Annotated in this window: 30 protein-coding genes; 13 read left to right on the top strand and 17 right to left on the bottom strand. The window is 67.6% G+C overall.

Going from position 1 to position 25,370, the window contains the following annotated elements:
* From WU80_RS04990 to WU80_RS25770, 4 genes are all read right to left on the bottom strand, one after another.
* Nucleotides 1-1,032 carry a fused (3R)-hydroxyacyl-ACP dehydratase subunits HadA/HadB gene (locus WU80_RS04990; protein WP_055399570.1) on the bottom strand — a complete coding sequence of 344 codons (1,032 nt, stop codon included), beginning with the start codon at nucleotides 1,030-1,032 and terminating at the stop codon, nucleotides 1-3.
* A gap of 104 nt (nucleotides 1,033-1,136) precedes the next feature.
* On the bottom strand, nucleotides 1,137-1,514 hold the full coding sequence (locus WU80_RS04985; protein ID WP_156349410.1) for a hypothetical protein: 378 nt from the start codon (nucleotides 1,512-1,514) through the stop codon (nucleotides 1,137-1,139).
* Nucleotides 1,515-1,669: 155 nt separating this feature from the next.
* Entirely contained in the window at nucleotides 1,670-2,026 is a 357-nt protein-coding gene (locus WU80_RS04980) for a hypothetical protein (RefSeq protein ID WP_156349411.1), read from the bottom strand.
* Nucleotides 2,027-2,380: 354 nt separating this feature from the next.
* Complete coding sequence (locus WU80_RS25770; RefSeq protein ID WP_156349412.1) at nucleotides 2,381-2,527, bottom strand: hypothetical protein; 147 nt, start codon at nucleotides 2,525-2,527, stop codon at nucleotides 2,381-2,383.
* Between the two features lie 57 nt (nucleotides 2,528-2,584).
* Here WU80_RS25770 and WU80_RS04975 point away from each other — a divergent pair, with 57 nt between their 5' ends.
* From WU80_RS04975 to WU80_RS04965, 3 genes are read left to right on the top strand one after another with little or no spacing between them, the layout of a single operon-like run.
* The gene (locus WU80_RS04975) at nucleotides 2,585-3,580 is read left to right on the top strand and encodes a glycoside hydrolase family 6 protein (protein WP_082459707.1); all 996 of its coding nucleotides are present in this window, start codon (nucleotides 2,585-2,587) and stop codon (nucleotides 3,578-3,580) included.
* 11 nt (nucleotides 3,581-3,591) lie between these two features.
* Complete coding sequence (locus WU80_RS04970; protein ID WP_055399575.1) at nucleotides 3,592-3,858, top strand: hypothetical protein; 267 nt, start codon at nucleotides 3,592-3,594, stop codon at nucleotides 3,856-3,858.
* A gap of 26 nt (nucleotides 3,859-3,884) precedes the next feature.
* Nucleotides 3,885-4,205, top strand: coding sequence for a DUF1330 domain-containing protein (locus tag WU80_RS04965; RefSeq protein ID WP_055399577.1), 321 nt, complete (start codon nucleotides 3,885-3,887; stop codon nucleotides 4,203-4,205).
* Between the two features lie 4 nt (nucleotides 4,206-4,209).
* Here the strand turns inward: WU80_RS04965 and WU80_RS04960 are convergent, their stop codons facing one another.
* The 3 genes from WU80_RS04960 to WU80_RS04950 form a co-directional block, all read right to left on the bottom strand.
* Entirely contained in the window at nucleotides 4,210-4,599 is a 390-nt protein-coding gene (locus WU80_RS04960) for a protease inhibitor I42 family protein (RefSeq protein WP_055399579.1), read from the bottom strand.
* Between the two features lie 18 nt (nucleotides 4,600-4,617).
* Nucleotides 4,618-5,445 (bottom strand): mycofactocin-coupled SDR family oxidoreductase, encoded by an 828-nt coding sequence (locus tag WU80_RS04955; protein ID WP_055399581.1) that lies wholly within the window; start codon nucleotides 5,443-5,445, stop codon nucleotides 4,618-4,620.
* A 102-nt stretch (nucleotides 5,446-5,547) separates the two neighbouring features.
* Nucleotides 5,548-6,399: a LysR family transcriptional regulator gene (locus WU80_RS04950; protein WP_055399670.1), complete on the bottom strand. Its 852-nt coding sequence runs from the start codon at nucleotides 6,397-6,399 to the stop codon at nucleotides 5,548-5,550.
* 157 nt (nucleotides 6,400-6,556) lie between these two features.
* Between WU80_RS04950 and WU80_RS04945 the strand changes: the two genes are divergently transcribed.
* The 4 genes from WU80_RS04945 to WU80_RS04930 all read left to right on the top strand — a co-directional run bounded on the left by WU80_RS04945 (nucleotide 6,557) and on the right by WU80_RS04930 (nucleotide 9,605).
* Entirely contained in the window at nucleotides 6,557-7,513 is a 957-nt protein-coding gene (locus WU80_RS04945; RefSeq protein WP_197281058.1) for a DMT family transporter, read from the top strand.
* 69 nt (nucleotides 7,514-7,582) lie between these two features.
* Nucleotides 7,583-8,815, top strand: coding sequence for a TetR/AcrR family transcriptional regulator (locus WU80_RS04940; RefSeq protein ID WP_055399583.1), 1,233 nt, complete (start codon nucleotides 7,583-7,585; stop codon nucleotides 8,813-8,815).
* Between the two features lie 228 nt (nucleotides 8,816-9,043).
* A complete protein-coding gene (locus WU80_RS04935; RefSeq protein WP_055399588.1) occupies nucleotides 9,044-9,268 on the top strand; it encodes a hypothetical protein in 225 nt (74 codons plus the stop codon).
* A 7-nt stretch (nucleotides 9,269-9,275) separates the two neighbouring features.
* On the top strand, nucleotides 9,276-9,605 hold the full coding sequence (locus WU80_RS04930) for a hypothetical protein (protein ID WP_055399589.1): 330 nt from the start codon (nucleotides 9,276-9,278) through the stop codon (nucleotides 9,603-9,605).
* A gap of 54 nt (nucleotides 9,606-9,659) precedes the next feature.
* Here WU80_RS04930 and WU80_RS26050 read toward each other — a convergent pair whose 3' ends face one another.
* Together WU80_RS26050 and WU80_RS04925 are read right to left on the bottom strand one after the other, a co-directional pair.
* Complete coding sequence (locus WU80_RS26050; RefSeq protein ID WP_197281059.1) at nucleotides 9,660-9,827, bottom strand: hypothetical protein; 168 nt, start codon at nucleotides 9,825-9,827, stop codon at nucleotides 9,660-9,662.
* 71 nt (nucleotides 9,828-9,898) lie between these two features.
* Nucleotides 9,899-10,591 carry a class I SAM-dependent methyltransferase gene (locus WU80_RS04925; protein ID WP_197281061.1) on the bottom strand — a complete coding sequence of 231 codons (693 nt, stop codon included), beginning with the start codon at nucleotides 10,589-10,591 and terminating at the stop codon, nucleotides 9,899-9,901.
* A gap of 158 nt (nucleotides 10,592-10,749) precedes the next feature.
* Here WU80_RS04925 and WU80_RS04920 point away from each other — a divergent pair, with 158 nt between their 5' ends.
* Nucleotides 10,750-11,172 (top strand): nitroreductase family deazaflavin-dependent oxidoreductase, encoded by a 423-nt coding sequence (locus WU80_RS04920; RefSeq protein WP_055399591.1) that lies wholly within the window; start codon nucleotides 10,750-10,752, stop codon nucleotides 11,170-11,172.
* A gap of 263 nt (nucleotides 11,173-11,435) precedes the next feature.
* Entirely contained in the window at nucleotides 11,436-12,992 is a 1,557-nt protein-coding gene (locus WU80_RS04915; RefSeq protein ID WP_082459708.1) for a SulP family inorganic anion transporter, read from the top strand.
* Between the two features lie 15 nt (nucleotides 12,993-13,007).
* Here the strand turns inward: WU80_RS04915 and WU80_RS04910 are convergent, their stop codons facing one another.
* Both WU80_RS04910 and WU80_RS04905 read right to left on the bottom strand, forming a co-directional pair.
* The gene (locus WU80_RS04910) at nucleotides 13,008-13,481 is read right to left on the bottom strand and encodes a hypothetical protein (protein ID WP_055399592.1); all 474 of its coding nucleotides are present in this window, start codon (nucleotides 13,479-13,481) and stop codon (nucleotides 13,008-13,010) included.
* 71 nt (nucleotides 13,482-13,552) lie between these two features.
* The gene (locus tag WU80_RS04905; protein WP_055399593.1) at nucleotides 13,553-14,410 is read right to left on the bottom strand and encodes an LLM class F420-dependent oxidoreductase; all 858 of its coding nucleotides are present in this window, start codon (nucleotides 14,408-14,410) and stop codon (nucleotides 13,553-13,555) included.
* A gap of 202 nt (nucleotides 14,411-14,612) precedes the next feature.
* Here WU80_RS04905 and WU80_RS04900 point away from each other — a divergent pair, with 202 nt between their 5' ends.
* Both WU80_RS04900 and WU80_RS04895 read left to right on the top strand, forming a co-directional pair.
* Entirely contained in the window at nucleotides 14,613-15,578 is a 966-nt protein-coding gene (locus WU80_RS04900) for a 2-hydroxyacid dehydrogenase (protein ID WP_055399594.1), read from the top strand.
* Nucleotides 15,579-15,655: 77 nt separating this feature from the next.
* On the top strand, nucleotides 15,656-16,477 hold the full coding sequence (locus tag WU80_RS04895; protein ID WP_055399595.1) for a formate/nitrite transporter family protein: 822 nt from the start codon (nucleotides 15,656-15,658) through the stop codon (nucleotides 16,475-16,477).
* A 4-nt stretch (nucleotides 16,478-16,481) separates the two neighbouring features.
* On the opposite strand, the gene WU80_RS04890 is transcribed toward WU80_RS04895, so the two are convergent.
* A complete protein-coding gene (locus tag WU80_RS04890; RefSeq protein ID WP_055399597.1) occupies nucleotides 16,482-17,414 on the bottom strand; it encodes an LLM class F420-dependent oxidoreductase in 933 nt (310 codons plus the stop codon).
* 117 nt (nucleotides 17,415-17,531) lie between these two features.
* On the opposite strand from WU80_RS04890, the gene WU80_RS04885 reads away from it, so the two are divergent.
* Entirely contained in the window at nucleotides 17,532-17,969 is a 438-nt protein-coding gene (locus WU80_RS04885) for an ATP-binding protein (RefSeq protein ID WP_055399599.1), read from the top strand.
* Between the two features lie 7 nt (nucleotides 17,970-17,976).
* On the opposite strand, the gene WU80_RS04880 is transcribed toward WU80_RS04885, so the two are convergent.
* The 5 genes from WU80_RS04880 to WU80_RS04860 all read right to left on the bottom strand — a co-directional run bounded on the left by WU80_RS04880 (nucleotide 17,977) and on the right by WU80_RS04860 (nucleotide 24,298).
* Nucleotides 17,977-19,335, bottom strand: a complete 1,359-nt coding sequence (locus WU80_RS04880) for a wax ester/triacylglycerol synthase family O-acyltransferase (RefSeq protein WP_055399601.1) — start codon at nucleotides 19,333-19,335, stop codon at nucleotides 17,977-17,979.
* 74 nt (nucleotides 19,336-19,409) lie between these two features.
* Complete coding sequence (locus WU80_RS04875; RefSeq protein ID WP_055399603.1) at nucleotides 19,410-21,404, bottom strand: 4-alpha-glucanotransferase; 1,995 nt, start codon at nucleotides 21,402-21,404, stop codon at nucleotides 19,410-19,412.
* 125 nt (nucleotides 21,405-21,529) lie between these two features.
* Nucleotides 21,530-22,165, bottom strand: coding sequence for a phosphate signaling complex protein PhoU (gene phoU, locus WU80_RS04870; RefSeq protein ID WP_055399605.1), 636 nt, complete (start codon nucleotides 22,163-22,165; stop codon nucleotides 21,530-21,532).
* 40 nt (nucleotides 22,166-22,205) lie between these two features.
* Nucleotides 22,206-23,534: an MFS transporter gene (locus tag WU80_RS04865; RefSeq protein WP_055399673.1), complete on the bottom strand. Its 1,329-nt coding sequence runs from the start codon at nucleotides 23,532-23,534 to the stop codon at nucleotides 22,206-22,208.
* 176 nt (nucleotides 23,535-23,710) lie between these two features.
* Nucleotides 23,711-24,298 carry a hemerythrin domain-containing protein gene (locus tag WU80_RS04860; RefSeq protein WP_055399607.1) on the bottom strand — a complete coding sequence of 196 codons (588 nt, stop codon included), beginning with the start codon at nucleotides 24,296-24,298 and terminating at the stop codon, nucleotides 23,711-23,713.
* A gap of 184 nt (nucleotides 24,299-24,482) precedes the next feature.
* On the opposite strand from WU80_RS04860, the gene WU80_RS04855 reads away from it, so the two are divergent.
* On the top strand, nucleotides 24,483-25,367 hold the full coding sequence (locus tag WU80_RS04855) for a cyclopropane mycolic acid synthase family methyltransferase (RefSeq protein ID WP_055399674.1): 885 nt from the start codon (nucleotides 24,483-24,485) through the stop codon (nucleotides 25,365-25,367).
* The last annotated feature ends 3 nt before the right edge of the window (nucleotides 25,368-25,370 follow it).

Raw genomic sequence — 25,370 nt, 5'->3', positions numbered from 1 at the left:
TTAACGAAAGCGCAGATGCAGCGTCGCCAGGCCAAAGATCTTCCGGCCACCGGACTTCGCGCCGACGATCACGACACCGGTGCGGGTGGCCGGGTCCAGCGACTTGATCCGGCCGCTGTATTCGATATCGGCACCATCGGCGGCCGACACGATGACGGGCTGGGACAGCCGCACCGCGTACCGGGTCGCCGCACCGGGATCGCCCGACCATGCCGAGGCGAATCCGGCACCCAAACCCATGGTGAGCATTCCGTGGGCGATCACGTCGGGCTGCCCCGCCATTTTGGCGAGGTTTTCGTCCCAGTGCAGCGGGTTGGCGTCGCAGGCCACGCCGGCGTAGTTCACCAGGTCGCCGCGCGACAGTCGGGCGTGATGTACCGGTAACTCGTCGCCGACATTCACCTCATCGAAGGACGGCGTGCCGGGGATACGGGCCGGATCTGCTTGGGCGATGGGAACCTCGCCCTCGGGGCGCACTGTCTTCTGGTAGGCCGCATCGGAGTAGTCGATTCCGGCGAGGTTCACGTCGTGCATCATCACTTGCTGCGCGGTCACCCTGATCGCCGGATCGACATCCTCGGCGGTGACGCCGACGACGGTGGTGTGGAGCGTATGCACGCGCTCGCCGGCGGTGTCGGTGAAAGTGTTAGTCACGGTGATCAGGTCCCTGCCCGCGATCCTGCGCACCGATGACAGCTCGACGTCGATTTGTAGTTCGTCGCCGGCGACGATCGGTCGATGCTGCTCGAAGACTTCTTCGGTCTGCAGGTACATCTCGTAACCGATCACCACCGATTCGAACAGGTGCCGATTGGCCGCCATTGCCGGGGCCGATGTGAATGTCAGCGGCGCTACCAGGCCCGAATACCCCAGCTCGGCGGCAGCGGCGACGTCCCAGTGCGCGGGGTGATAGTCCTGCACGGCACGTGCGAACTCGCGTATCTTTTCGCGGCCGACCTGGTATGTGTCGTCGGCCCGGTAGTAATGGCCGACCCGCGATTCGAGCACCGACGTTTCGGCTGCTGCGGTCATCAATTGCCCAACTTTTCTACTGGCCTGTTCACTGAAGGCCTGCGAACGCACCCTAACGTGCACGATAACCCTGACATGACGGCGGCTATGCCCGACGGCGTCCGCTACATCTGATCCTTTGCGGGAGCACAGACAGTCCACGCGCCGTCGTTTTTGCGAAAGTACATCGTCTGCGTTTGGTGGTCTGGGAATATCAGGGTTGCCGCCGCCGCGTCGCCGTGCACGACGACGTCCCCGATCTTGAACCTTGGCTTTGGCGCGTTAGCCGGTTCTCCGCCCGGGTCTGCCACGGCATCGAGATAGGGCTCGGCTTCCTCGCGGCACATGAGCCGGGCAATTTCGTGTGGATTACCCTTGCTGACCGAGTCGGAGAAGGCGCCGATCAACGCTTTGATCTTGACGGGATCACTGTTCTGGTAGTGCTCATAGGTAGCGATCGCCGCGACGCCGCCGCCGACGGCGATCACGATGACCGCCAGCACGGCGTACAACCACGCCTGTTTGCGGCGACGCGGCCGCACCGGCGGGGGCGGTGGCCACCAGCCGCTCGGCGGCGGCATCCACGGGCCGTGGGGCGGCGGTGGCCAGGGCGCTCCGCCTTGAGGGTTACCGTGATAGGGCGTTGTCATGTTGCGGCTCAGGCGAATTCATCGAGTTGTGCGGTCATCGTCTCGTCAAGCAATGCGCCGAAATCGTCTGGCGGCTCGGGTACCCCTCCGTACACGGTGATGGCCTGGCCCGCGGGAAGGTCAGGCGAAACGCACACGTGTGAGTCCGCAGTGGTCGCCAGGAGCAGCAGGCGCGTCGGGTCTACCGCACCTTGCGGCCAGTTGGATTCTGGTAGCCCTTCGGGGCACCCCAGGTACTCGGCGTAGGTCTGCAGGTGTCGAGGCTGGATGGGGCCGTTGGACATCCAGTCCGGCCCCACAAAGCCGGCATGTGTCTCGCGGTAGAACCGGCGCACCGGATCGGGAATTGCTTCGGCGAACCGCAATTCTGAGCTCGTGCAGACGGCGGGGTCCCAACCGATCCAGCAGACGACATGCCGCCGGTCGGCATCGTGAATTTCGAGGGCGTAGACCAGGACGGGGTTCCCCGCCGAGGTGGCCGATCCGGACGTCTTCGAGTTTGGTGACGAGTGCCTGGGCGAAGTCGGGCACCAGTTCCAGAAAGTCGCCGTTCCACAGCGACACGGCGGCTTGGCGCCGGGCGTCTGCCGTATCGGCGCGCGCGATCGCCTGCCAGCGTTCAGGGACCTCGGCGGGGGATCCGATATCGGCGAGCACGACTGGCTCGGAGTGCACGACACTTCCGAGAACGCTTGCTATTTCGACGGTGTCGACTGTCATCAGCTTGGCGGAATCGTGGCGAGTAACTGGTTGATCAGGTCTTGTAGCGTCGCACGGGTGTCATTTTCCAGTTGTACCTGCTCCTGCACCCACTGGGGGTCGGCGTCGCCGATCCGGGCGAATTCGCCCGACCGCAGCGCGCCCACGCCGCTTGCCCGGCATCGATTCGCGACCAATGCCTCGAGGCACTAGTTTTCCTAAGCGTGATTGCGTCAGCGGCCGGTGCCTTCGTCCGGTGTATTTGCTCTGTGTTGACCGTTGCGGCCATCGCCTGGGTGGGTATGTCCACCGGCACGCCGCACGCCCCGACGATGCGACTGGTCGCCGACGGCAACCCGTTGGCCGGCGCGCCGTTCTACGTCAATCCCAACTCGGCGGCCATGCGCGCCGCGCAGAGCGCCGATCCGCCGAGCCCCGAGTTGACCGCCATCGCCAACACGCCGCAGGCCTACTGGATCGTTCCCGGCTCGTCCGCGGGCACGGTCGGGAAGTACGTCGGCGACGCGAACGCCGCCGGCGCGATCCCGGTGCTGGCGCTCTATGGCATTCCGCACCGCGACTGCGGCAGCTTCGCTGCGGGCGGCATGGGGTCGGGCGCCGACTACCGCGGCTGGATCGACGGCATCGCCTCCGGCGTCGGCGCCTCACGGGTGGCGATCGTCGTCGAACCCGACGCGCTCGCCATGGCCGACTGCCTGTCGGCCGATCAGCGTCAGGAACGCTACGACCTGATTCGCTACGCCGTCGACACGCTCACCAAGGATCCGAACGCCGCGGTCTACGTCGATGCCGGTCATCTGCGTTGGCACACCGCCGAGGACATGGCCGGGCGGCTGAATCAGGCCGGGGTCGCCCACGCGCGGGGCTTCAGCGTCAACACCGCCAACTTCTTCACGACCGAGGACGAAATCGGCTACGGCGAAGCTATTTCGGGGCTCACCAACGGTTCGCACTACGTGGTCGACACGTCCCGCAACGGTGCCGGGCCGGCGCCCGACTCCGAGCTCAACTGGTGCAATCCCAGCGGCCGGGCGCTGGGCACCCCGCCCACCGCGTCGACGGCCGGCGCGCACGCCGACGCCTACCTGTGGATCAAACGTCCCGGTGAATCCGACGGGTCTTGCGGCAAGGGCGATCCCGCGGCGGGCACGTTCGTGAGCCAGTACGCCATCGACCTCGCCCGCAAGGGCGGCCAGTAGTCCGTTCGGGAATGAAGCACGCCGAGCAGGTCTACGACATCGAGATGGCGCTGCTGCGTAACTACGGTTACGTCGCGCGCAAGGTGGACAACCCCGACGACGACCCGCTGCTGCACGTGCTCGACAAGGCCGGCGGCGTCGGCATGACCGTCACGGTCTCCAGCGACGGGTTTCATTGGGTCGCCATGAGCGGCCGCCACAAACCGATCGTCTTGCCGATCCAAACGCCGGGTTCGCGTATCGCAGACGCGATAGTCCCAGCGCTGGACGCGCTCTAGGAAGTCGGCGCGTAACCTCTGCCCCCATGACCGTTTATGCGTTGAACCTTTTCGACATCGCCGATGCCGACGAGTACCGCGCCTACTCGCGACGGTCTCCCGCCGAGGTGGCCAAGCACGGCGGTCGGGTGGTCGCGCTCGGCGGTTTCCAACACGCGGTCCTCGGCGACATCACTCCGCGGCAGGTGCTGATTCTCGTGGAGTGGGAATCGCGGGAGGCCTTCGACAGCTACTGCACCGACCCGGAGCTCGCCGATCTGCACGCGCATCGCGAGAACGGGTCATCGGGATATGTCTGGCACCTGTTCGACCGCCTGGACGACCTGAGGCCCCTGCTGAACAGGTAATCGCCTACCGCACAGTCACATCCAGTGCGAAACGCCGCACGACGTGCGCGGGGTTGCCGTTGTCTTCCTGGACGAGCGTCACGTGCACAGTCCCGGCGCCCGCCGCCCGATATCTACTGGTGAACGTGCCCCCGCTGGTGGCGCCCGGCGGTCTTCGGTCGGGTTGATAGCGCTGTCCGAGCGGCCGGAGGATCGCGAAGTCGTACTTCTCTTCGTCGTGCCATTGGCAGTGCGACGTCACATAGTCGTCCGCCAAGACGATGTCGAACAGCTGACCGTTGTTGATCGAGATGTGCCCGCCGTTGTCGGAATCGGACGCTGTGACGTCCGGTTCCGGCGAGCATCCCGCCACCCACAGCAGGAAGACGGACGAGAGTGCCAGCTTCCATCGCATCTGTGACACCGTACCGGGTCAGATCTTCAAATAGCCCTTGTCGGCAGGGATTTGGGCGGCCGTGACCAACGACGAGGCGTCGCTGGCAAGCCACACCACGATGTCGGAAATCAGGTCGGGCGACGCCAGCGAATCGGTCGGCAGCGCGCCGGGCGAGAAGCTGTGGATGTACTGCGGATGATCCTGGAAGACCTGGTACATCGACAGGTCGTTGCCCATCGGGGTGTCGGTGCCGTACGGGTGCACCGAGTTGACGCGGATGCCGAACTCGCCGAGCTCGACGGCCAACGAGTTGGTGAGCCCGACGACCCCGAACTTGCTGGCGCAGTAGTGCCCGCAACCCGGGACCGCTTTGATTCCCGCCGCGGAACTGATGTTGATAATCGATCCGCCATTGCCGGCCGCGATCATCGCCGGGACAACGGATTTCATCGTATTCCACAACCCGGTGAGGTTGGTGTCGATGGTCTCCTGCCACTGCTGGGCCGAAATCTCCCAGAGCCTGCCCCAATTCAGCACGCCGGCATTGGCCACCACGATGTCCAGCCGGCCGAACTGCTCGATCGCGTTGGCCACGACCCGCTGCTGGCCCACCAAGTCGCGGACGTCGACCTCGTCGGCGAAGATCTTGCGGCCCTCGCCCTCGACCAGGCTGACCGTCTCGGCCAGGTCCTCGGGAAGGGCCGGGGGATAGCCGTTGTGTTGTGCGACCGGTGCGCAGGCGTCGATCGCGACGATGTCGGCGCCGGCCCGGGCCAGCCGGACACAGTGGGAACGGCCCTGGCCGCGGTCGGCCCCGGTCACATAGGCGACTCTGCCGGCCAGTGGGGCGACGGGATCGGTCATGCCGACGGCTCCTCTTCGTGCGCGCGGGCCGGGCACGGCCAGCGAGTGAATGACTGAAATTCAATGCCTTGGCCGCCCGGATATCAACCGCGGCGCCGACGGTTACTCCGCGGCGGCGAGCACGTCACGCACCGCGTCGTCGACCGTGCTCAGCACGTCCGGGTCGATGCCGGTGCGGCCTCGCACCAGAACCGATGCGTTATTGGCGGGTGGCAGACCCTCGGCGGGGCACAGGCCGTCGGGCAACTTTCCGATCATTGGCAGCAGCGCTACCCCCAGCCCCGACCGCACCGCCGCGTACAGCCCGGACAAGTCGCCGCACTCGGCGGCGATGTCATAGGCGATGCCGTTGTTTTCGAGGATGGCGAACGCCGGTTCACGCAAGGTACACGGCTCGGAGAAGACCACGAGGGGGAGCGGTTCTCGTGCCGGAACGGCTAAAGTGCGCCCCGAAATCCATTGCAGCCGAACGAGGCCGGACGCGTGGGCGCGGTCCAGGCCCGCGCCGTCGAGCATGATTGCCAAGTCGACCAGCCCGCGTTCGATTGAGTCGGCCAGGGACACGTTGCGATCGAGCCGGAAGCGCACCCGACGATCGGGCAGCCGCTCCCGCAGTACCGTGGTCAGTCCGGCAAGCATCACGTCGGCGCCGTGCTCGGTGGCGCCGATCGTCAGCAGCTTGGGTTCGGTGGCTCCCAGGTCGTCGAGCGCGATGTCGTGAGCGGCCAATATCGCGCGGGCATGCCGCAACGCCTTGAGCCCAATCTCGGTGAAGACGATGCCGCGTCCGGAGCGTTCGATCAGGGGCTCGCCGACCACCGCCTCGACTCGGCGCAGATGCTGGCTGACCGCGGACTGACTCAGGTGCAGGGCGGCGGCGGCGCGGTGAAATCCGCCACAGTCGGCGACCGCGACGAGGCTGCGCAGCGGCGCGATGTCCAGCACCTGGGCCATGGTCAGCACCATAGTACGATCAGCGTTCTCGATCAATCATGCCGATACTTGAACCGATTTCGGTGACAGGCGGCAAGGACCGATAAGAGAACGCGATCGATCACGATCAGCAATATTCGTTGGACGCCGGCGGCCGGTCTGGGCCAGCATGGGTCGCATGGAGCTACCGCGGATGCCGCTGACGACCGCGTCGGCGGTGACGTTCTTCTACGCGCTCGGTTACCCGATCGGGGTCCTGGCGGTGACAGCCATCACCCCCATGGCCGCGTTGGTCCTGCGATTCGGTTTGGCCACAATGGTTTTGGTCATCTGGGCACTGCTGGCCAAGGCGCCCTGGCCGCGGGGAGCGCAGTTGGGTCACGTCGTGGTGGTCGGCCTGCTGATTCAAGCGGTGCAATTCTGTTGCCTCTACGAGGCCGTTCAGCTCGGGTCGCCGGCCGTACTGTGTGCGGTCGTGATCGCGATGAACCCGGTCGTCACGGCCATCCTGGCCGCCGCGTTCCTGCGCGAACCCCTTGGCCCGCAACGGGTGGCGGCGCTCGCGCTCGGGGTCGTCGCGGTGGTCGCCGCATGCGCCAGGCGGCTGGCGAGTACCCACGGGATCGACCCCGTCATCGTGTTGCTTGGCGTTGCGCTGCTTGGCCTTTCGGCCGGCGGCGTCTACCAGCAGCGCTTCTGCTCGGGTGTCGACTTCCGCACGATGAGCGCGATGCAGAACGCGGTCGCACTGATCCCCGCGGCGGCGCTGGCGGTCGCCACGCCGTTCACCGTGCACGACGTCCGGCAGGCGGTGATCGCGGTCACCGCCATGGTGCTGCTGAACGCGACGTTGGCGGTGAGCCTCTACGTACGCGCCATCAATGCCCATGGCGCCGCGGCGGTGGCCATGCTGTTCGCCGTCATCCCCGCGGTCGCCGGGGTGTTGTCGTGGCTCATGCTCGGCCAGCGTCCCGACGCCGGTGTCGCCGCCGGGCTGGTCCTGGGCGGCGTCGCCTGCTGGCTCAACGGCAGGGCCGCCCGCCCGCGCCGTGCGGCGCCGGAGGTCCCGGAACTGGGGCCGTCCCCCCTGGGCCAGCGAATTCCCGCGGCGGCACCCTCGTGTTCCGGAAGATAGCGCTCGGCTCGGAAAATCCGGTCAGCCACCCGGCCACTTCCCGCGCACGCTGCGGCTACGGTGATCTTTATGCCGTCGACCAGCCGCGCCTCCGCAAAGCCGGTAAAGCGACGTCCCAAAGACCGCAAGGCACAGATCGCCCGAGCGGCCGCCGACGCGTTCAGCGAGCTCGGTTATCACGCGGTCAGCATGGAGAACATCGCGGCCCGGGTCGGGGTCTCGGCTGCGGCGCTGTACCGGCACTCGCAGGGCAAATACGACCTGTTCCGGTCCGCCGTCCTGGCGCTGGGTCAACAGCTCGTCGACGCCACCGAGTTCGCCGACCACCTGCCCGACGACGGCGATCCCGAAGAGGCGCTGCGCGCTCTGGCCGAATCGCTGATCGATACCGCCATCGCCAACCGCACCGCGGGCGGGCTCTATCGATGGGAAGGCCGTTACCTGCTCGGTGCGGACCAGAAATTGCTGGCCGAGCAGGTCAGGCTGGTCAACCGGCGCCTGCAACGGCCATTGGTCAGGCTCCGGCCCAAACTGCAGTCGCGGCAGCGGTGGGTGCTTTCTGCCGCGGCGCTGAGCGTGATCGGCAGCATCACCGACCATCGCTCCCGGCTCGGCAACGGTGAGATCCGGGCAGCCTTGGCCGATATCTCCGCGGCCGTGTTGAGGGCGGACTTGCCCGACCCGCCGGCGGCCGCAGCGGAATCCCCACGGGCAACGACGATTACGAGTGCGGCCGGTAGCTACGAATTGCTGCTGCACGAATCCATACGGCTGTTCGACGAACGGGGCTACCGCGAAACCGGCATGGAGGACATCGCGGCCGCCGTTGGCATACCGGTGGCCAGCATCTACCAATACTTCCCAAGCAAGGCCGCGATCTTGGCGGTCTCATATCGGCGCGGCGCGGACCAGCTTTCCAGCGACCTGACCACCATTCTGGCCGCGGGCGGCGATCCGGAGTACTCGCTGACGCAGCTGATCGACGCCTTCGTCGCGCGGTCGTTAGCCAATCCCGAACTGGGCCGCGTGTACTACACGGAGCGCCACAATCTGCCCGACGCCGACGCAGTGCTGCTTTACAACATTCACCGCTCGACCGTCGAGTCCTGGGCCCGACTGGCGGTAGCCGCGCGGCCCGGCCTCACGCTTGGCCGCGCGCGATACGCCGTACACGCCGCCTTCGCCCTGGCCGTCGACATCGGCCAACTCGTGATCCACGGCCCGGGCCAATACGCCCGCGAGACGGTGCGCCGGCTGATGGACATCACGTTGCTCGGCGGGTCAGCCCCAACCGAGGCTTGATCGCTGCGGGTCCGGCCGCACTTTGCCCGGAACGGCGCTGAACATCGCAGGCCCACCCTGTGCGCCGCCGGCTCACCGAGCTGCCTCGAAGACCATGCCGCCCAGGCTAATCTCCGCACTAATGGGGCGATCGGGGGGCGCCCGATCCTCACAAGTGCTATCAATTCCGCTGAATAGTTATTAACATAATGAGATCCGACCACGCTCTCCGTGCGAAAGGCACGCCCGATGCTCAACAAGATCCGCCGACTATTGGACTACCAGTTGACCATCGCCGAGCTGCTGGGACTGGCCGTCCTGCTCGGCACGCCCTATCTCATCGTCGGGGTGATCTGGTCGTCCACCCACACGGCGCACCTTCGCGACATGCACGGCGTCGATTTGGTGGTGTCGTTTCTCGGCTCGATCGTGTCGTGGCCCGTGCTGATCTTCGCCAACGTCTGCATGACTTAGGAACGACATGACCAAACGCGGATCCCTGGTTGCCGCCGCGGCCGTGCTGGCTTTGGCGGGCGGGCTTTTCGCCCTGCGCTTCCCCGTCTTCATCGACGCGTACGACCAGTTCGGTTGGCAGGTCAAATGCGGCAGCGGATTCACGACGGATTTGATTCAGGCGTCGAGCGCCGACCAGGCCGTCAGCGCCCCTGGCTCGAACTATGTCGGCCAATGCGGCACGGCGCTGATGATGCGTCGCCTGTGGGCGATTCCCCTGGCGGCACTGGGGGGCCTGGCGTTGACGGCGCTGACGACGTCGACGCTCGCACAGGACCGCCGGAAGATCAGCACCTGACGGCGACCACCGGATCATAGGCTGGATCAACGGATTTCGAGCCCGCCGACCACCCTATCGCGTGCTCTCGTCGGGGAGGTCACGCCGGGACTGGTGCAGTCCCGGCGCATCCGGATCGTCGTCCTGGTGCTCCAGCTGTTCCTGCAACTTGCGCTGCTCCTCGGTCGCCTCTCTGGCGTCCTCGGGTGCGGGCGGCGGGTCGAAATTCACTTGCTGGTCCACGTGAGATCCCCTCTGGCTTGTTGCTCCAGTCAGGATCTCCCGAATGGCCGGTGGCGAAACCTTGCGAGCGGCTACGCGCCGAGATGCGCGGACAGCAGCCAGGCCCCCACCGACTTGCGGCCGTTGCCCTCGTCGCGGATGTCGGCCCCACCGAACGCCTGGAAGCCCGCCAGGAAACTGTCGGGCACGTTCGCGTGTATCCGCGCCGGGCGGATCTCGTCGATCACCCAGTACTTGGAGACGACGCCGCGCAGCTCGTCCTCGGTGACGGCGTTGACCGGGCCGTCGGCGGGCATGCCCGCGCGGTCGAAGACCAGCACGAAGTAGGAGGCGCCCGGCTCGGCGGCGCGCACGATCGACTGCTGGTAGCCCTCGCGCAGCTCGACGGGCATCGAGTGGAAGAGGGTGCTGTCGACGATGGTGCCGAAGCGTCCGTCGTATCCGCCGAAGGCGCTGATGTCGGCAACTTCGAAGGTGGCGGTGGTCAGGCCCCGCGCGGCGGCCTTCTCGCGCGCCAGCTTGATGGCGGTGGGCGACTGATCCAGCCCCACCGTGGTAAAGCCTCGTTCGGCCAGGAACAGCGATACCGCCGCCTCTCCGCAGCCGGCGTCGAGCACGTCACCGTGGAACTTGCCGGCCTCGATAAGCGCCGCGATCTCCGGTTGGGGCTCGCCGATGCTCCACGGCGGCCGATTGCCCTCGCCCATCTCGGGGGCTTCGCCCCGGTAGGCGGCTTCAAACATTTCGTGAGTCGACTGAGACATGCCACCTTTATATCAATCTCGCTGAGATATGTCAACCAGCCTGATATAGCCAAAGGCGGCGATTTTGGGGCGAACGCCGGTTAGTTAGCTCGTTAAAGCGACCGTGCGACCTACGCGCCGGGGGATGACTGAAGCGCGACGACGTGTTGAGATCGGGTATGGCCGACGACATCGAACTGAGTCCGCGGGACTGGGTACGCGAGCAGACCGAGAAGATTCTGGAGCAAGGCACGACCGACGGGGTGGAAATTCTCGATCGGCCGGTAGTTCTGGTGACCGTGACCGGAGCAAAGTCCGGCAAAAAGCGGTACGTGCCACTGATGCGCGTCGAGAGCGACGGCCGTTACGCCATGGTCGCCTCGAAGGGTGGCGCCCCGGCGCATCCTTCGTGGTACTTCAACATCAGGGCGAATCCGGACGTAACGCTGCAGGACGGCGACAAGGTCCTCGCGCTGAGGGCTCGCGAGCTCGAGGGATCCGAGCGCGAGCAATGGTGGCAGCGCGCGGTCGACGCCTACCCTCCCTATGCCGAATACCAAACCAAGACCGCAAGGCAGATACCGGTTTTCGTTCTGGAATAGTTCCGCTGCGCCCCAATTGATTTCACTTCAAGCGCGCACCAAAAACGGCGGTATCCAGCTGTAGCAAAACATTTGCATTCGCTATGCGCCCGGCTCGTCGGGTTGCCACCCAGGTGGCGCCCCCATACCTTCGGTAGGCATGGGCCAGGCACGCCCCAAAGAACAACGACGTTCGTGGCGAGTGTATTCGCTTGTGTCGCCGTATATTTCAGTGCGCTAGCCGGGGTGTTACGGACAGATCCCCGAGCGCGCCGTCATGCCTGATGCAGGAGGGGTCGATGCAACACGCCGAAAAGGTTGATCCGACTCGAATCGGCGGCTTGCGCGCGGCCATCTCGTACGACTTGCCGGCCTCGGTGGTGGTTTTCCTGGTGGCGCTTCCCTTGTCGCTGGGGATCGCGATCGCCTCGGATGCCCCGGTACTGTCCGGCTTGATCGCGGCGATCGTCGGGGGCATCGTCGCCGGGTGTCTCGGCGGGTCGCCGTTGCAGGTCAGCGGACCGGCTGCCGGCCTAACGGTGGTTGTCGCCGACCTTGTCGCCCAATTCGGCTGGGGAATAACATGTTTGATCACCGTGATAGCCGGAGCGCTCCAAGTCGTGTTGGGCATCAGCCGGATCGCGCGGGCCGCCCTGGCGATCTCGCCGGTGGTGGTGCACGCCATGCTGGCCGGGATCGGAATCACGATCGCCCTGCAGCAGGCGCACGTATTGCTCGGTGGTGAATCCCAGAGCTTGGCGTGGACGAACGTCGTCGGGCTGCCCGCCCAGATCGCCGGCGCCCACCGGCCGGGCCTCGCGCTGGGGCTACTGGTCATCGCCATCCTGATCGCTTGGCGCTGGGCGCCGGCCCGGCTGGCCAAAATCCCCGGTCCACTGGTCGCCATCGTCGTCGTGACGGTGCTCTCGGTCGCGTTGCCGTTCAACGTGTCCCGGATCCGGCTGGAGGGCTCGGTGCTGGATGCGCTACAGCTGCCGGAACTTCCGCACGGCAATTGGGGTGCCATCGTGATCGCGGTGATCACCGTGACGCTGATCACCAGCGTCCAGAGCCTGCTGACTGCGGTCGCGATCGACCGCATGCACAATGGGCCGCGCACCGACTTCAACCGCGAGCTGATCGGCCAAGGCGCGGCGAACATGGCGTCGGGCGCGGTCGGCGGCCTTCCCATTGCCGGCGTCATCGTGCGCAGCGCGGCTAATGTGAACGCGGGCGCCAAAACTCGCGCGTCGACGATCATGCACGGGTTCTGGATCCTGGCGTTTGCCGTGCCCTTCGCCGGGCTGGTCGAACAAATTCCCACCGCTGCCCTCGCCGGCTTGCTCATCGTCATCGGCATCGAATTGCTGAAACCCGCGCACATCGAAACCGCGCTGCGCAACGGCGATCTCGCCGTTTACCTGGTGACCATCGTCAGCGTTGTCTTCCTCAACCTGCTCCACGGCGTCATGATCGGACTGGCCGTGGCGGTCGTCGTCACCGGATGGCGGGTGGTGCGGGCGAAGGTGGAAGCCGCGCCCGTGGGGGACGAATGGCATGTGGTGATCGAAGGCGCCTGCACGTTTCTGGCCCTGCCCCGGCTGACGGGCGTGCTCGCGACGATCCCCGAACGCACCCGCGTCACCGTCCACCTGGTGGCCAACTACCTCGACCACGCCGCGCACCAAGCGATCAGCGACTGGCAGCGCCTGCACTGCGCTACGGGCGGCGAGGTCACGGTCCACCACCGACCGATGGAACCCTATGGGTGCGTGGACAAGTCGGCGAGGGTCGGCCGCCGCGCGGCCCACCTCAGCCTGGTGGAGGCGGACGCGGGCTAACCCACGTCGCCCGGCTCAAGATGCGTAGGCGGTGCCTTGAGGCAACAGGTGCCGGCGAACGAGCTTGTGCCACCGCCGTTGGCGATACCGGAAAATGCCGGTCGCGACGCACGCCACGACGGTGGTCGCGGGCCCCGCGTCGATTTCGACCGTATCGCTGTACCGGCACGACTGCCCGTCGATCGGTTCAACGTGCAGCGTGTGATTCCACGCCCGGAGAATTCCGCCGTGCTCGTGGGTGCGAACAGTTCCCTCGGCCTCGTCGATGCGCACGATCTCGATCGTGTGCCGGTACGCAGGTAGCAGATGAAAGGCGAACAGCAGAGCCGTGCCGCGCTCGCCCAACCGCAGCGGCTCCGCGCGGCCGCTCAGCGCCGGGATGCCGAACAGGCCTTTGCAGACGTAGAGGAACGTGACGGGGGAGAGCATGGCCGCCCACACCCGGTCGGCCGTAGTGGGCAGGACCGTTTCGAGATGGACGGTGCGCATCACGCCTCCGGCAGTAGTTAGGGCGCCCTAAGTATGCCTGGTGAGCGAGCGGTTGGCCACCCCGCTGATCCCTATCTCGCGTCGGCGGCGAGGAGTTCCAGCACCGCCAGGTGCTCGTTGACGGTCGCGAGCCCGGCGTTCATGGTGTTGACCGACACGTGGGTGGCACCGGCGGCGCGCCAGCCCGCGATGTGGGCGGCGACCCTGTCGCGATCACCGGACCAGTTGACCCGGCCTTCCATCCCGAGGCCGGCCGCGTCCCGGCCGGCGGCCACGGCCGCGCGTTCCACCCGTTCGCGCGCGTGCTCCAGGCCGGGCCCCGGAGCCGTCATCGGGAACCACCCGTCCGCGAGCCGTCCCGCCCGTTCCAGGCCGCGGTCCGAGGCCGCGCCGATCCAGACGGGAATGGGCCGTTGGTTGGGCAGTGGCGCCAGCCCGGCCGCGGTCACCGTGTGGTGCTTCCCGTCGAAGGTGACCGATCGTTCGGTCCACAACCGGCGCATCAGCTCGATCTGCTCCTCGGAACGTTTCCCCCGATTGGTGAACCTCTCCCCGAGCGCCTCGTATTCGACTGCGTTCCAGCCCAATCCGACGCCGAGCCGGAACCGGCCGCCGGTCAGCAGGTCGACCTCGGCGGCCTGCTTGGCCACCAACGCCGTCTGCCGCTGCGGCAGGATGATGACCCCGGTGACAAGTTCGAGTGAGGTGATCGCGGCCAGGTAGCCGAACATGACGAACGGCTCATGGAACGTCGAGTCGATGTCGTACGGGCCGTCCCAGCCGTGATGGACTTTCGGATCGGCGCCCACGACGTGGTCGTAGGCGAGGATGTGGGTGAATCCGAGTCCTTCGACGCCCTCGCCATACGCGCGGACCACCGCGGGGTCGCCGCCGAGTTCGGTCTGCGGGAACACAACTCCAATGCGCATTCGCGGTGCAACCGAGCCGCCGCGGGATTGCTTCCCGGCCAGACGGGAAAAGGTTTGGGACGGTGCCGTCTTCGCGCCTCTCGGCAAGTGGTCGCTCGCGGCGACGGTTCTCAAGGTGGTACCCGGGGGAATGCCCGACACCGTCGCGGGTCATAACGGCGCCCGCCGCTGAAATATTTCCCCGACGCTTGATGATGGACGGGTGACGACGAAAAAGATCAGCAGCGCCGTGCGGGTCGGCAAGTTCGAGCGGACATTCGACGCCGAGCTGGCCGCACGCTACGAGATTCCGAAGCTGCCCGACGGTCCCGGGCGGGCCGACTTTCTGGCCGAGCGCGGGGCCGAGTTTCGTGTCGTGGTGACTTCGGGGCCGCCCGGCGTCGACGCCGAAACCATCGCGGCGTTGCCGAACCTGGAGGTGATCGTCAACAACGGCGCCGGGGTGGATTTGATCGACCTGCCGGCGGCGCAGCGCCGCGGCATCGGCGTCAGCAACACGCCTGACGTGCTTTCGGACACCGTCGCCGACACCGCCCTGGGCCTGATCCTGATGACCCTGCGCCGGTTTGGCGCCGCCGACCGCTACGTGCGGGCGGGCAAATGGGTCCGCGACGGCCCCTTCCCCTACGCCCGCGACGTCAGCGGACTGCAGGTCGGGATCTTGGGTCTGGGCCGCATCGGATCGGCGATCGCAACCAGGCTCCTCGGATTCGACTGTGCGATCGCCTATCACAACCGCCATCGCATCGACGGCTCACCGTTTCGCTACGCCGCATCGCCGCTGGAACTGGCCGAGTCGGTCGACATTCTCGTCGTGGCCACCACGGGTGACCCGCACACTCGCCACCTGGTGGACCGCGGCGTCCTCGAGGCGTTGGGTCCAGAGGGTTACCTCGTCAACATCGCGCGCGGCAGCGTGGTCGACCAGGAGGCTTTGGTGGAGTTGCTGGTCGGCGGGGGCCTGGCCGGAGCGGGGCTGGACGTCTTCGCCGACGAACCACACGTCCCGGCCGAGCTGCTGGACCTGGACAACGTCGTGTTGTTCCCGCACATCGGCAGCGCCACCGCGCGCACGCGCCGGGCAATGGCGTTGCTGGCCATCCGCAACCTGGAGCATTACCTGCAAACCGGCGAGCTGGTGACGCCGGTGCTTCGGCCGCGGAAGTGACGGCCGGGTCACCTGCTTGTCAGATCCCTCACACCGGATGGTCGACCCGGCGAATAACGGGTATCAGGCCATCCACCATGAGCGACACGACCCAACGCGAGCTCGGCCAAACCGACAGCCCGATCGAGGACGAGCTCGAGGACGCCTTCAGCAGGATGCTGAGCGAGGGCACTCAGCGGCTGCACCGCACCTGGCGCGGCGTCCTGGTCACCGGCTTCTTCGGCGGCACCGAGGTGGGGATCGGCGTGCTCGCCTATCTGTCGGTGCTGGCCGCCACCCACCGGCCGCTGCTGGCCGGGCTGGCGTTTTCCATCGGCTTCCTGGCCCTGCTGCTGGGCCGCAGCGAACTGTTCACCGAGGGCTTCATCATCCCGGTGGTGACCGTGGCCGCCAAGCGGGCGAATTTCTGGCAGCTGGCCAAGCTGTGGGGCGGCACCATGTTCGCCAACCTGGTCGGCGGTTGGGTCATCATGTGGCTGATCATGACCGGCTTCCCGGAACTGCACGCGCAGACCATCGAATCCGGCGCCCACTTCGCCACCGCCCCACTGTCCGGGCAGAGCATGGCGCTGGCGATCCTCGGCGGCATGGTCATCACGCTGATGACCCGGATGCAGCACGGCACCGATTCGGTGCCCGCCAAGATCGCGGCGGCCGTCGCCGCGGCCTTCCTGCTCGCGGGGCTGCGGTTGTTCCACTCGATCCTGGACTCGTTGCTGATCTTCGGCGCGCTGGTCACCGGGGATGCGCCGTTCGGTTACCTGACCTGGCTGGGGTGGTTCGGCTACACCGTGTTGGGCAACATGATCGGTGGGCTGCTGTTCGTGACGCTGCTGCGGCTGCTGCGCAGCAAGGACCGGCTCGAGGAAGAACGCGCCGAAGCGCAGTCCGTGGAGTAGCGCGTCAAAGCAGTTGCGGCATAACCTTGCTCGCGAGCAACTCCAGGTGCGCGAGATCGGTCAGGTCCAGCAGCTGGGTGTACACGCGCCGCACGCCGATTTCCCGCCAGGCGCCCAGCTTGTCGACGATCTCGGCGGGCGTGCCGACCAGCGGGCTGTTCGAACGCAGCTCGTCGAGGTCGCGCCCGATCGCCGCGGCGCGGCGGGCCACTTCGGTGTCGTCGCGCCCGGCGCAGAGCACGAACGCGCTGGAGTACGTCATCGAGTCGTCGGATCGGCCGGCCGCGGCGACCGCTTGTGCCACGCGCTGATACTGCTTCTCGGCCACGTCGATCGGCGCGAACGGAATGTTGAATTCGGCCGCGTAACTCGCCGCCAAGTGCGGGGTTCGCTTGGCGCCGAGGCCGCCGATGACGATCGGTGGATGCGGGGTCTGCACCGGCTTGGGCAGCGCCGGTGAACCGGTGATGGTGTAGTGCTTGCCGGCGTAATCGAAGGTGTCACCCGGCTGCGTCGTCCACAGCCCGGTGACGATGGCCAGCTGTTCGGTGAGCCGATCGAACCGCTCACGCAGCGGCGGAAAGGGAATGCCGTACGCCAGGTGCTCTTGTTCGAACCAGCCGCTGCCCAGGCCGAATTCGACGCGGCCGCCACTCATCTCGTCGACCTGGGCCACCGCGATCGCCAGCGGGCCGGGGTGCCGAAATGTTGCCGAGGTCACCAGGGTGCCCAGCCGGATGCTCGACGTCTCCCGGGCGATCGCCCCGAGCGTCACCCAGGAATCGGTGGGGCCCGGCAGGCCGTCGCCGCTCATCGCCAGGTAGTGGTCGGACCGGAAGAACGCCGCAAAACCCAGCTGCTCGGCGGTCTGGGCAACGGCGACCTGTTCGGCGTAACCGGCGCCCTGCTGTGGCTCGATGAATGCGCGGAATTCCATGCCGATCCTTCGTATCTCGTTGTTATGCAGCCTGATTGAAGAACCTTTACCCGCCTGTGGCCAAAGCGAGACGCCGAACGGGTTAGCAGCCCCAGCGCAATTGGGTATGCCCTGAGCATGGCCTCACTCCCTCCACCCATCGTTGTCACTCCCGCGCGATTGACCTGCACCGGCGCCGCCGACGCGGTCACCGCGGCGCAATTGCGCCGCGCCCTGCGCCGGTGGCTTCAGGAGGCGACCCTGGCTCCGGCGGAGATTCGCGACGACATCATTCTGGGCGTCAACGAGGCGTTGGCCAACTGCGTCGAGCACGCGTACCGCGCTCACGGCGCGGCCGGCACCATGAAATTGCAGGCGAGCCACGACGCCGCCACCCAATCGGTCAGCGTGTGCGTCAGCGACCGTGGATCGTGGCACCCCCCGTCGCCGCGGCGGCTCAGCGATCCGCGGCGGTCCCGCGGCATCATGTTGATGCACGCGCTCGCCGACCACTGCACCATCACGGCTCGCCCCAACGGCACGACGGTGTGCCTGGACTACACCACCAGGCCCTAGCCGCCGCTCACACGCCGACGGCGCGTTCCAGGTCCTTGAGTGAGGTCTCGAGGTGGCCCAGCAGCCGCTGCAGGTGCGGGACGCTGCGGCGGCAGCCGACCAGGCCGAAGTCGAGGTTGTCGGCGTTGTTGGTCACCGTGATGTTGACCGCCTGACCGTCCAGCGGGATGGACAACGGGTAGTTGCCGTCCAACCGCGCGCCACGCCAGTACAGCGGCTCGGAGGGACCGGCCGAGACGTTGGAGATGACGATGTTGAACGGCGGTGACGCCGCGGACAGGTAGCCGGGGATCAGCCCGAAGAACAGGCCGCCGATGTTGAACGCCGACAGGGCCAGCTGCTGCACCGGCGGGAGTTGCTGGAAGACCTCTTTGGTGTCGCGGATCGACGTGCTGACGATCTCGAGCCGCTTCGCCGGGTCGTCCAGGTCGGTCGCCAGGTTGCACAGGAAGGTGCCGACCAGGTTGCCGCCGCGGTCGTCGTCGGTCTTGCGGAGATTGACCGGCACCATCGCGGTCAGCGGGGAGTCGGGCAGGGCGCCCTGCTCGAGGAGGTAGGCCCGCAGGGCCCCGGAGCACATGGCGAGCACGACGTCGTTGACCGTCACTCCGGCCGCCGACTTCACCGCTTTGATCCGGTCCAGCGACCAGGACTGCGCCGCCACCCGGCGGGCACCGCCGATGCGGACGTTGAACATGCTCCGCGGGGCCTGGAACGGCAGCGTCAGTTGCTGTTCGAGCAGCGCCGCCCGCGTCAGTTTCAGCGTGGACGGCGCCAGCGCGAGCGCCGACCCCGCGGTGCGGCCCACCCGATCCAGCAGTGACGGACGCTTGTGGTCCCCGCCGCGGTTGCGCGGCCCGAGGCTCCACGGGACGCGCACCTCGTCGTCGTCGGGGTCGGGCGTGAAGGCGCGTTGCACCAGCCGCATCGCGGACACGCCGTCCATCAGTGAGTGGTGGTACTTCGTGTAGACGGCGTACCGGCCATCCTGTAGGCCCTCCACCAGGTGTGCCTCCCACATCGGCCGGTGCCGGTCGAGCAGGCTGCCGTGCAGCCGGGAAACCAGCTCCAACAGGTCGCGGACCCGGCCGGGCTCGGGCAGGGCTGAGCGGCGCAGGTGGTAATCGAGCTCGACGTCTTTGTCGAGCGACCACGCGAGGTTGGTGAGGCCGCCGAAGAAGGCCGGGTGCTTGCGGAACGTCGGTTGTACGTCGGTGCACTCGAGCATGGCCTGATAGGACTCGCGGACGAAGTGGGGCCCGGCGTCCTTCGGCGGCTCGAAGAGTTGCAGCGATCCCACATGCATCGGGTGTTCGCGGGATTCGCCGATGAGGAACAGCGCATCCGTGGGCGATATCGGTTCCATGGTCAACCCCATTCCTTTCGCTGCGCCGGCGACGCGGCAGGCACCCATCTCCTAGTAGCCGAAGTGCGCCCTCGCTAATCAGCCGTGGACGACTCGCGGAAGACCGCGGTGATCTCGGCGACCCTCGGGTCGGCGCGCAGCTCCTCGAGCGTTTCCGGCAGCGGCAGCCGCCAGTTCGGGTACTCGTCGACCGTGCCCGGCAGGTTGGGCTGGCGGGGCTCGGCCAGCACGTCGTACGGCGAGATCAGCTTCAGCCGGCTCGGGGTGGCGGCCAGGAACCGGTGCATCGCGGTGATGATCGCCGCCTCGTCCGCGTCCGGGCTCGTGAGCAGTCCTTCGGACCGCAGCAGCTCCACCCATTCGGCCCGTTCCTTGTCGGCCACCGACTGCTCGCCCGGCACGTCTTCGAGCAGGCCGAGGTCGGCGCGGGCGCGCACGTGCTCGCCGCGCAGGAAGCCGGCCGCCGTCGGCAGGTCGTGGGTGGACAGGCTGGCGGCCGCCCGCGACGGCCATCGCCGCGGCGCGAGCAGCGGTTCGCCCGCCTGGGATTCGTCGCGGGTGAACCAGGACACCGCGCACCCCAGCATCTCGTTGTCGGCCAGGGCCTGGGTCACCTCCGGTTCGACCGTGCCCAGATCCTCGCCCACCACGGTGGCCCCGGCCCGGTGCGCTTCCAGCGCCAGAACGGCGAGCATGACCTCGGCGTCGTAGTGCACGTAGGTGCCGCGGTCCGGGCCGTCGCCCGGCGGAATCCACCACAGCCGCCACAGCCCGGCGACGTGGTCGATCCGCAGGCCGTCGGCGTGGGCCAGCACGGCGCGCAGCATGTCGCGCAGCGCGGCGTAGCCGGTGGCGGCGAGGCGGTCCGGCCGCCACGGCGGCAGTCCCCAATCCTGGCCGCGCGGGGTGAAGTTGTCCGGCGGCGCCCCGATGCTGACCCCGGTGGCGAGCATGTCGGCCAGCGCCCACGCGTCGGCGCCGTTCGCGTCCACGCCCACCGGCAGGTCGTGCAGCACGCCGAGCGCCATGCCCGCCGCCCGGGCGGCGCCGCGCACCGCCGTCAGCTGTTCGTCGCAGCGATGCTGCACCCAGGCATGGAAGGCGACCCTGGGCGCCAGGTCGCGCCGGGCCGCCGTGACCGCCGGCCCGGCGACGTCGCGCAGCGGCGCCGGCCACCGGGTCCACCGGCCGCCGTGCCGCTCGGCCAGGGCGCAATAGGTGGCCCAGTCGCGCAACCCCGTCTCGGCGCCCGGGCCGTCCAACGGGCTGGGTCGGCCCTCGGCGCGCCACAGCAGCTCCAGGGCCGACCGCTTGGCCGCCCACACCAGGTCGTAGTCGATGCGCTCGGTGGTCGCCGAGACCCGTAGCGCATCGACCTCCGCGCGGGTGGCCGGGTCGGCGCGGGAATAGGCATCGAGATCCTCGATGCGCAGGGCCAGCGGATTTGCGAACCGCCGGCTGGATGGGGTGTAGGGCGACGGCTGTACGGGATGCGTCGGCCCCGGCGCGTGCAGCGGGTTGAGCAGCAGGGCACCCGCGCCGTGTTCGCTGGCGGTCCAGCTCAGGAACTCGCGCAGGTCGCCCAGGTCGCCAATGCCCCAGGACCGGCCCGAGCGCAACGCATAGAGCTGCAGCATCCACCCCCAGGTCGCCGGCGTAGGGGGCACCCGCGGCGGGGCGGCCACCAGGGTGGCCTCCTGGCCGTCGCGCAGCTGAAGCCGATACCAGCCCGCGGGCAGGTCCGCGGGCAGCTCGTCGCGCACTTCGATCCGGTCGCCGTCCTCGCCCATCAACACCGCGGCCCCGGGCAGCCGGCGGGGTCGTCCGCCCACGCGTACGGCCATGGTGGGCGCCAGGGCGCCGGCGCGCTCACGCGCCGCCAGCTTCGCCAACTCTTGGCGCCGGCCGGCCTCGCTGCCGGCGTCGACGTCCAGCAGGCCGAGCACGCGGATCACGACGTCGGCGTCGACCTCGACGGGTTCGCGTCGTTCGTTTCGGTAGGAGGTGGCGACGCCGTGTGCCGCGGCCAACCGGCGCAAGTCCTCGGGGACCGCCTTGGGCTTGGCCATCAGCGCGCCGGCCCGGGCAGGACGTGGGCGTTGAAGAGGGGGCGGCGGCAAGGCGGCTTCACCTCGCTTATATACCCACGCCGCGGCTCCTCACACGGAAGCCGTTTGGTTGCAGGCGCTTTCGCCTACTGCCCGGTGGCCTGGAAGATGACCCGCCGGGCGATCTGCACGGCGTGATCGGCGAATCGCTCGTAGAAGCGCCCCAACAGCGTGACGTCCACCGCGGCGGCCACGCCGTGCGGCCAGCCGGGATCCATCAGCACCGCAAGCAATTGGTGATGCAGTTCGTCCATCGCGTCGTCGTCGCGGCGGATTTGCGCTGCGCCGCCCGGATCCTGGGCCAGCAGCACCTCGCGGGCGCCGAAGGCCAGGTGCTCGGCCACGTCGCCCATCTCGGCGATGTGCCGGCGCACGTCGCCGGGCAGCGCGTTGCGCGGATGACGCATGCGGGCGATTTCGGCGACGTGCACCGCCAGCCCGCCCATCCGCTGCGCGTCGGCGGCGATGTGGATCGCGCTCACCACCGCGCGCAGATCCGTGGCCACCGGCGCCTGTAATGCCAGCAGCGCGAACGCGGTCTCCTCGACGTCGTGGTCGACGGCGACGATGTCCGCCTGGCCGGCGATGACGCGTTCCGCCAGCACCAGGTCGGCTTTCAGCAGCGCCTCGGTGGCCAGCGCGATGGCCTCCCCGGCCATCGCGCACATCGCCCCGAGCTGTTGGGTGAGCGTTCCCAACTGGTGGTGAAAAGCGCTCCGCATGCCTAAAGAGATTAGGCAGGATCGCGGAAAATAAACGTCGCTAGCTCACGTCGTCGGCCAGCGCGCGCGCCTCCTGTTCGGTTTCCACCGCGGGCCCGGACCCCGGCAGCGGCCTACCGGCGACCTCGGGCGTGAACACCAACGTGACCGCCCCCACCAGGCCACCGAAGATCATCATGTAGGCGGGCGCCATGACGTTGCCGGTGCCCGACACCAACGCCTGGGCGATCAGCGGCGTGGTGCCGCCCACCGCCGATATCGCGATGTTGTAGGAGATGGCCAGCGCGCCGTAGCGCACGCTGGTGGGAAACAGGGCCGGCAGCATCGCGGGTGCGGTGCTGTCGAAGCAGAGCTCCATCAGTCCGATCAGCAGCACCCCGAGGAAGATCACCGGGTAGATGCCGCCGAAGCGCATGAGCAGGAAGGCGGGGATGGAACCCACGATCAACAGTGCGCATCCGGTCCACATGATCGGTTTGACGCCGATGCGGTCGGACAGCGCGGCGACGAGCACCACGGTGACCATCAGGATCGCGAGCGTCACCACGATCATCACGAGTCCGGCGGTGTGGCCGACGCGCACGAACAGCTTGAGGTACGTCGGCAGGTAACCGGTCAGCATGAAGTCCGCGACCTGGGAGGTCAACACCAGAGCCGCGCAGATGAGCAGGCCCCGCCACTGGTCCAGCACCGTGCGCCGAAATTGCTGCCGCCCGCCGGCCGGCGGCCCCGCGCTCTCGGCCGCGTTCTGGTAGGCGGACGACTCCTTGAGTCGCAGCCGCAGGAAGAGCGCGAACAGGCCGAAGGGCGCGCCGAGCAGCAGCGGAATCCGCCAGCCGTAGGCCAGCCAGTCGTCGTCGGGCAGCCAGCTTTGCAGCGCGGTGACCATTCCCCCGGCGAGCACGAATCCGACCAGATTGCCCATCGGCAGGAAGCCCACCATCATGCCGCGCTTGTGGTCCGGGGCCTGCTCGACCAGGTAGGTCATCGCCCCGACAAACTCTCCGCCGGTCGACAGGCCCTGAAAGATGCGGGCGATGGCGAGGAGGATGGGCGCCCAGATTCCGATGGCACTGTAGCCGGGCAGCAGGCCCGTCACGGTGGTGCTCACCGTCATCATCAGGATGGTGACGACGAGGACGCGGTGCCGTCCGATGCGGTCGCCGAGCGGGCCGAAGATGAAGCCGCCGAGCGGGCGCACCATGAACGCGGCCGCCAGCGTGCCGAAGGTCGCGATCAGATGGACGCCGCTGACGCTCTTACCCGGATAGAACACCTGGGCGATGGTCGTGGCGATGTAGCCGTAGACACCGAAGTCGTACCACTCCATGAAGTTGCCGATCGCGGTGCCCATGATGGTTTGGCGCATGGCCGGGTCGGCGACCCGGATCTCGTTGCGGGCCCATTTCGTTCGGCGCGGTCGCGCGTTCATCGCCCGATTGCGTACCCAGAAGTCTCGCGGGCCGAACACTTCTCACTCCCAACCGGCTGTACGTCGGAACTGACCGGGGGCCGATGGTAGCCACCGGGCCTTGGTCGACCGAATCACTGACCTTTCAGGCTGCCGATGCGAAGCGAAAAGTCCTTCGGCTCGGACCGCTCCTTGGGCGGCGCGGTGGCCTCGACATCCTCGACGTAGCTCTGCGGGTCCCGGTCGATTATGGGCAAGCCCTTGGTGGTGGGATGCTCGGCCATGAACTCGCTGTACTGCCGGCCCAACGCCTCGCGCAGGCCGGCGGGGGCGGCGCGGCGGAAGTCGGACAGCCCCTCGCGCTCCTCCTCACCCATGTGCTCGTCGTTGGCCTCGCGGGTTCGGCCGACCGCCGCCCACCACTGCTCGCTGCCGACCAGGGCGGCGTTGGCGTCGCGCACGCCGTCGCGGATGTCGTTGTGATCCCCGATCGCGTCGAGCGTCTCGCCCTCGGGGTCCTGCGTGCCCCGCTTCAGCAGCTGCGGGTAGAAGATCTTCTCTTCGATGTAGGCGTGCACGTCCAGCTTGTCGGCGAGGGGACGCCACACCCGCGCCAGGGCGGTCTCGTCGACCGGTGTCTGCGCCTGCAAGTAGTCCAGCTTGGCGAACTGTTCGCGGAACCACTCATGGTCGGCGAGGATCAACATGGTGATGTCGGCCATCGCGGCGCCCCGCCTTTCTCACCCGCTACGGTTCGCGGCCATGGTGTCCCATCGGGGCGGGCCAGTCAACCGGCCGGGCGACGTGGGGAAGGCTTCGCCAACCGTGTGGATACACTGGGGCGTCAGCATGTCGATCGACCGCGATCGCACGCGAGAAAAAATCCACCAAAGTCAGAGGTTGTTTGTGCCCGAGAACCGCAGCGAGCCCGTGAGCCTAGAGCCGCATTTCGACGACGTTCAGGCGCACTACGACTTGTCCGACGACTTCTTCGCGTTGTTCCTCGACCCGACGCGGACCTACAGCTGCGCCTACTTCGAGCGCGAGGACATGACCCTCGAGGAGGCACAGCTGGCCAAGGTCGACCTCTCGCTGGGCAAGCTCGGGCTGCAACCGGGCCAGACCCTGCTCGACATCGGCTGCGGCTGGGGAACCACCATCATCCGGGCGCTCGAGCAGTACGACGTCAACGTCGTCGGCCTCACGCTGAGCCGCAACCAGCAGGCCCACGTGCAGCGCCGCCTCGACGAGCACCCCAGCCGGCGCAGCAAGCGGGCGCTGCTGCAGGGCTGGGAGCAGTTCGACGAGAAGGTGGACCGCATCGTGTCCATCGGCGCCTTCGAGCACTTCGGGCGCGACCGCTACCCCGACTTCTTCAAGATGGCCTACGAGGCGCTGCCCGACGACGGTGTGATGATGCTGCACACCATCATTCAGCCCAGCCGCGAGGAGTTCGAAGAGCGCGGGCTGCCCATCACCATGACCAAACTGCGGTTCATGAAATTCATCATGGACGAGATCTTCCCGGGGGGAGACCTGCCCGCGGCCAAGACCGTCGAGGAGCAGGCGACCCGCGCCGGCTTCAGCCTCAAGCTCTACCAGCCGCTGCGCCTGCATTACGCGCGCACGCTGGACACCTGGTCGGCCGCGCTCGAGTCGCGCCGCGACGAGGCCATCGCCATCCAGTCCCAAGAGGTCTACGACCGGTACATGAAGTACCTCACCGGTTGCGCCGACCTGTTCCGCGAGGGCTACACCGACGTGGCGCAGTTCACCCTCACCAAGGGCTGACGA

Origin of the sequence: Mycobacterium sp. UM_11, assembly GCF_001414075.1 — a bacterium.
GTDB lineage: Bacteria > Actinomycetota > Actinomycetes > Mycobacteriales > Mycobacteriaceae > Mycobacterium.
This window is presented reverse-complemented; position numbering and strand designations above follow the sequence as displayed.

Excerpts from the sequence above, each read along its gene's own strand:
- WU80_RS04865 (WP_055399673.1), bottom strand. The coding sequence starts at position 23,534 with ATGCGCCAAACCATCATGGGCACCGCGATCGGCAACTTCATGGAGTGG.
- WU80_RS04895 (WP_055399595.1), top strand. The coding sequence starts at position 15,656 with ATGAGCGACACGACCCAACGCGAGCTCGGCCAAACCGACAGCCCGATC.
- WU80_RS04955 (WP_055399581.1), bottom strand. The coding sequence starts at position 5,445 with ATGACCGATCCCGTCGCCCCACTGGCCGGCAGAGTCGCCTATGTGACC.
- WU80_RS04970 (WP_055399575.1), top strand. The coding sequence starts at position 3,592 with ATGAAGCACGCCGAGCAGGTCTACGACATCGAGATGGCGCTGCTGCGT.
- WU80_RS04935 (WP_055399588.1), top strand. The coding sequence starts at position 9,044 with ATGCTCAACAAGATCCGCCGACTATTGGACTACCAGTTGACCATCGCC.
- WU80_RS04945 (WP_197281058.1), top strand. The coding sequence starts at position 6,557 with ATGGAGCTACCGCGGATGCCGCTGACGACCGCGTCGGCGGTGACGTTC.
- WU80_RS04990 (WP_055399570.1), bottom strand. The coding sequence starts at position 1,032 with ATGACCGCAGCAGCCGAAACGTCGGTGCTCGAATCGCGGGTCGGCCAT.
- WU80_RS04910 (WP_055399592.1), bottom strand. The coding sequence starts at position 13,481 with ATGCGCACCGTCCATCTCGAAACGGTCCTGCCCACTACGGCCGACCGG.
- WU80_RS04960 (WP_055399579.1), bottom strand. The coding sequence starts at position 4,599 with ATGCGATGGAAGCTGGCACTCTCGTCCGTCTTCCTGCTGTGGGTGGCG.
- WU80_RS04930 (WP_055399589.1), top strand. The coding sequence starts at position 9,276 with ATGACCAAACGCGGATCCCTGGTTGCCGCCGCGGCCGTGCTGGCTTTG.
- WU80_RS04890 (WP_055399597.1), bottom strand. The coding sequence starts at position 17,414 with ATGGAATTCCGCGCATTCATCGAGCCACAGCAGGGCGCCGGTTACGCC.
- WU80_RS04950 (WP_055399670.1), bottom strand. The coding sequence starts at position 6,399 with ATGGCCCAGGTGCTGGACATCGCGCCGCTGCGCAGCCTCGTCGCGGTC.
- WU80_RS04875 (WP_055399603.1), bottom strand. The coding sequence starts at position 21,404 with ATGGCCAAGCCCAAGGCGGTCCCCGAGGACTTGCGCCGGTTGGCCGCG.
- WU80_RS04925 (WP_197281061.1), bottom strand. The coding sequence starts at position 10,591 with ATGTCTCAGTCGACTCACGAAATGTTTGAAGCCGCCTACCGGGGCGAA.
- WU80_RS04905 (WP_055399593.1), bottom strand. The coding sequence starts at position 14,410 with ATGCGCATTGGAGTTGTGTTCCCGCAGACCGAACTCGGCGGCGACCCC.
- WU80_RS04880 (WP_055399601.1), bottom strand. The coding sequence starts at position 19,335 with ATGGAACCGATATCGCCCACGGATGCGCTGTTCCTCATCGGCGAATCC.
- WU80_RS04920 (WP_055399591.1), top strand. The coding sequence starts at position 10,750 with ATGGCCGACGACATCGAACTGAGTCCGCGGGACTGGGTACGCGAGCAG.
- phoU (WP_055399605.1), bottom strand. The coding sequence starts at position 22,165 with ATGCGGAGCGCTTTTCACCACCAGTTGGGAACGCTCACCCAACAGCTC.
- WU80_RS04965 (WP_055399577.1), top strand. The coding sequence starts at position 3,885 with ATGACCGTTTATGCGTTGAACCTTTTCGACATCGCCGATGCCGACGAG.
- WU80_RS04885 (WP_055399599.1), top strand. The coding sequence starts at position 17,532 with ATGGCCTCACTCCCTCCACCCATCGTTGTCACTCCCGCGCGATTGACC.
- WU80_RS04860 (WP_055399607.1), bottom strand. The coding sequence starts at position 24,298 with ATGGCCGACATCACCATGTTGATCCTCGCCGACCATGAGTGGTTCCGC.
- WU80_RS04940 (WP_055399583.1), top strand. The coding sequence starts at position 7,583 with ATGCCGTCGACCAGCCGCGCCTCCGCAAAGCCGGTAAAGCGACGTCCC.
- WU80_RS04915 (WP_082459708.1), top strand. The coding sequence starts at position 11,436 with ATGCAGGAGGGGTCGATGCAACACGCCGAAAAGGTTGATCCGACTCGA.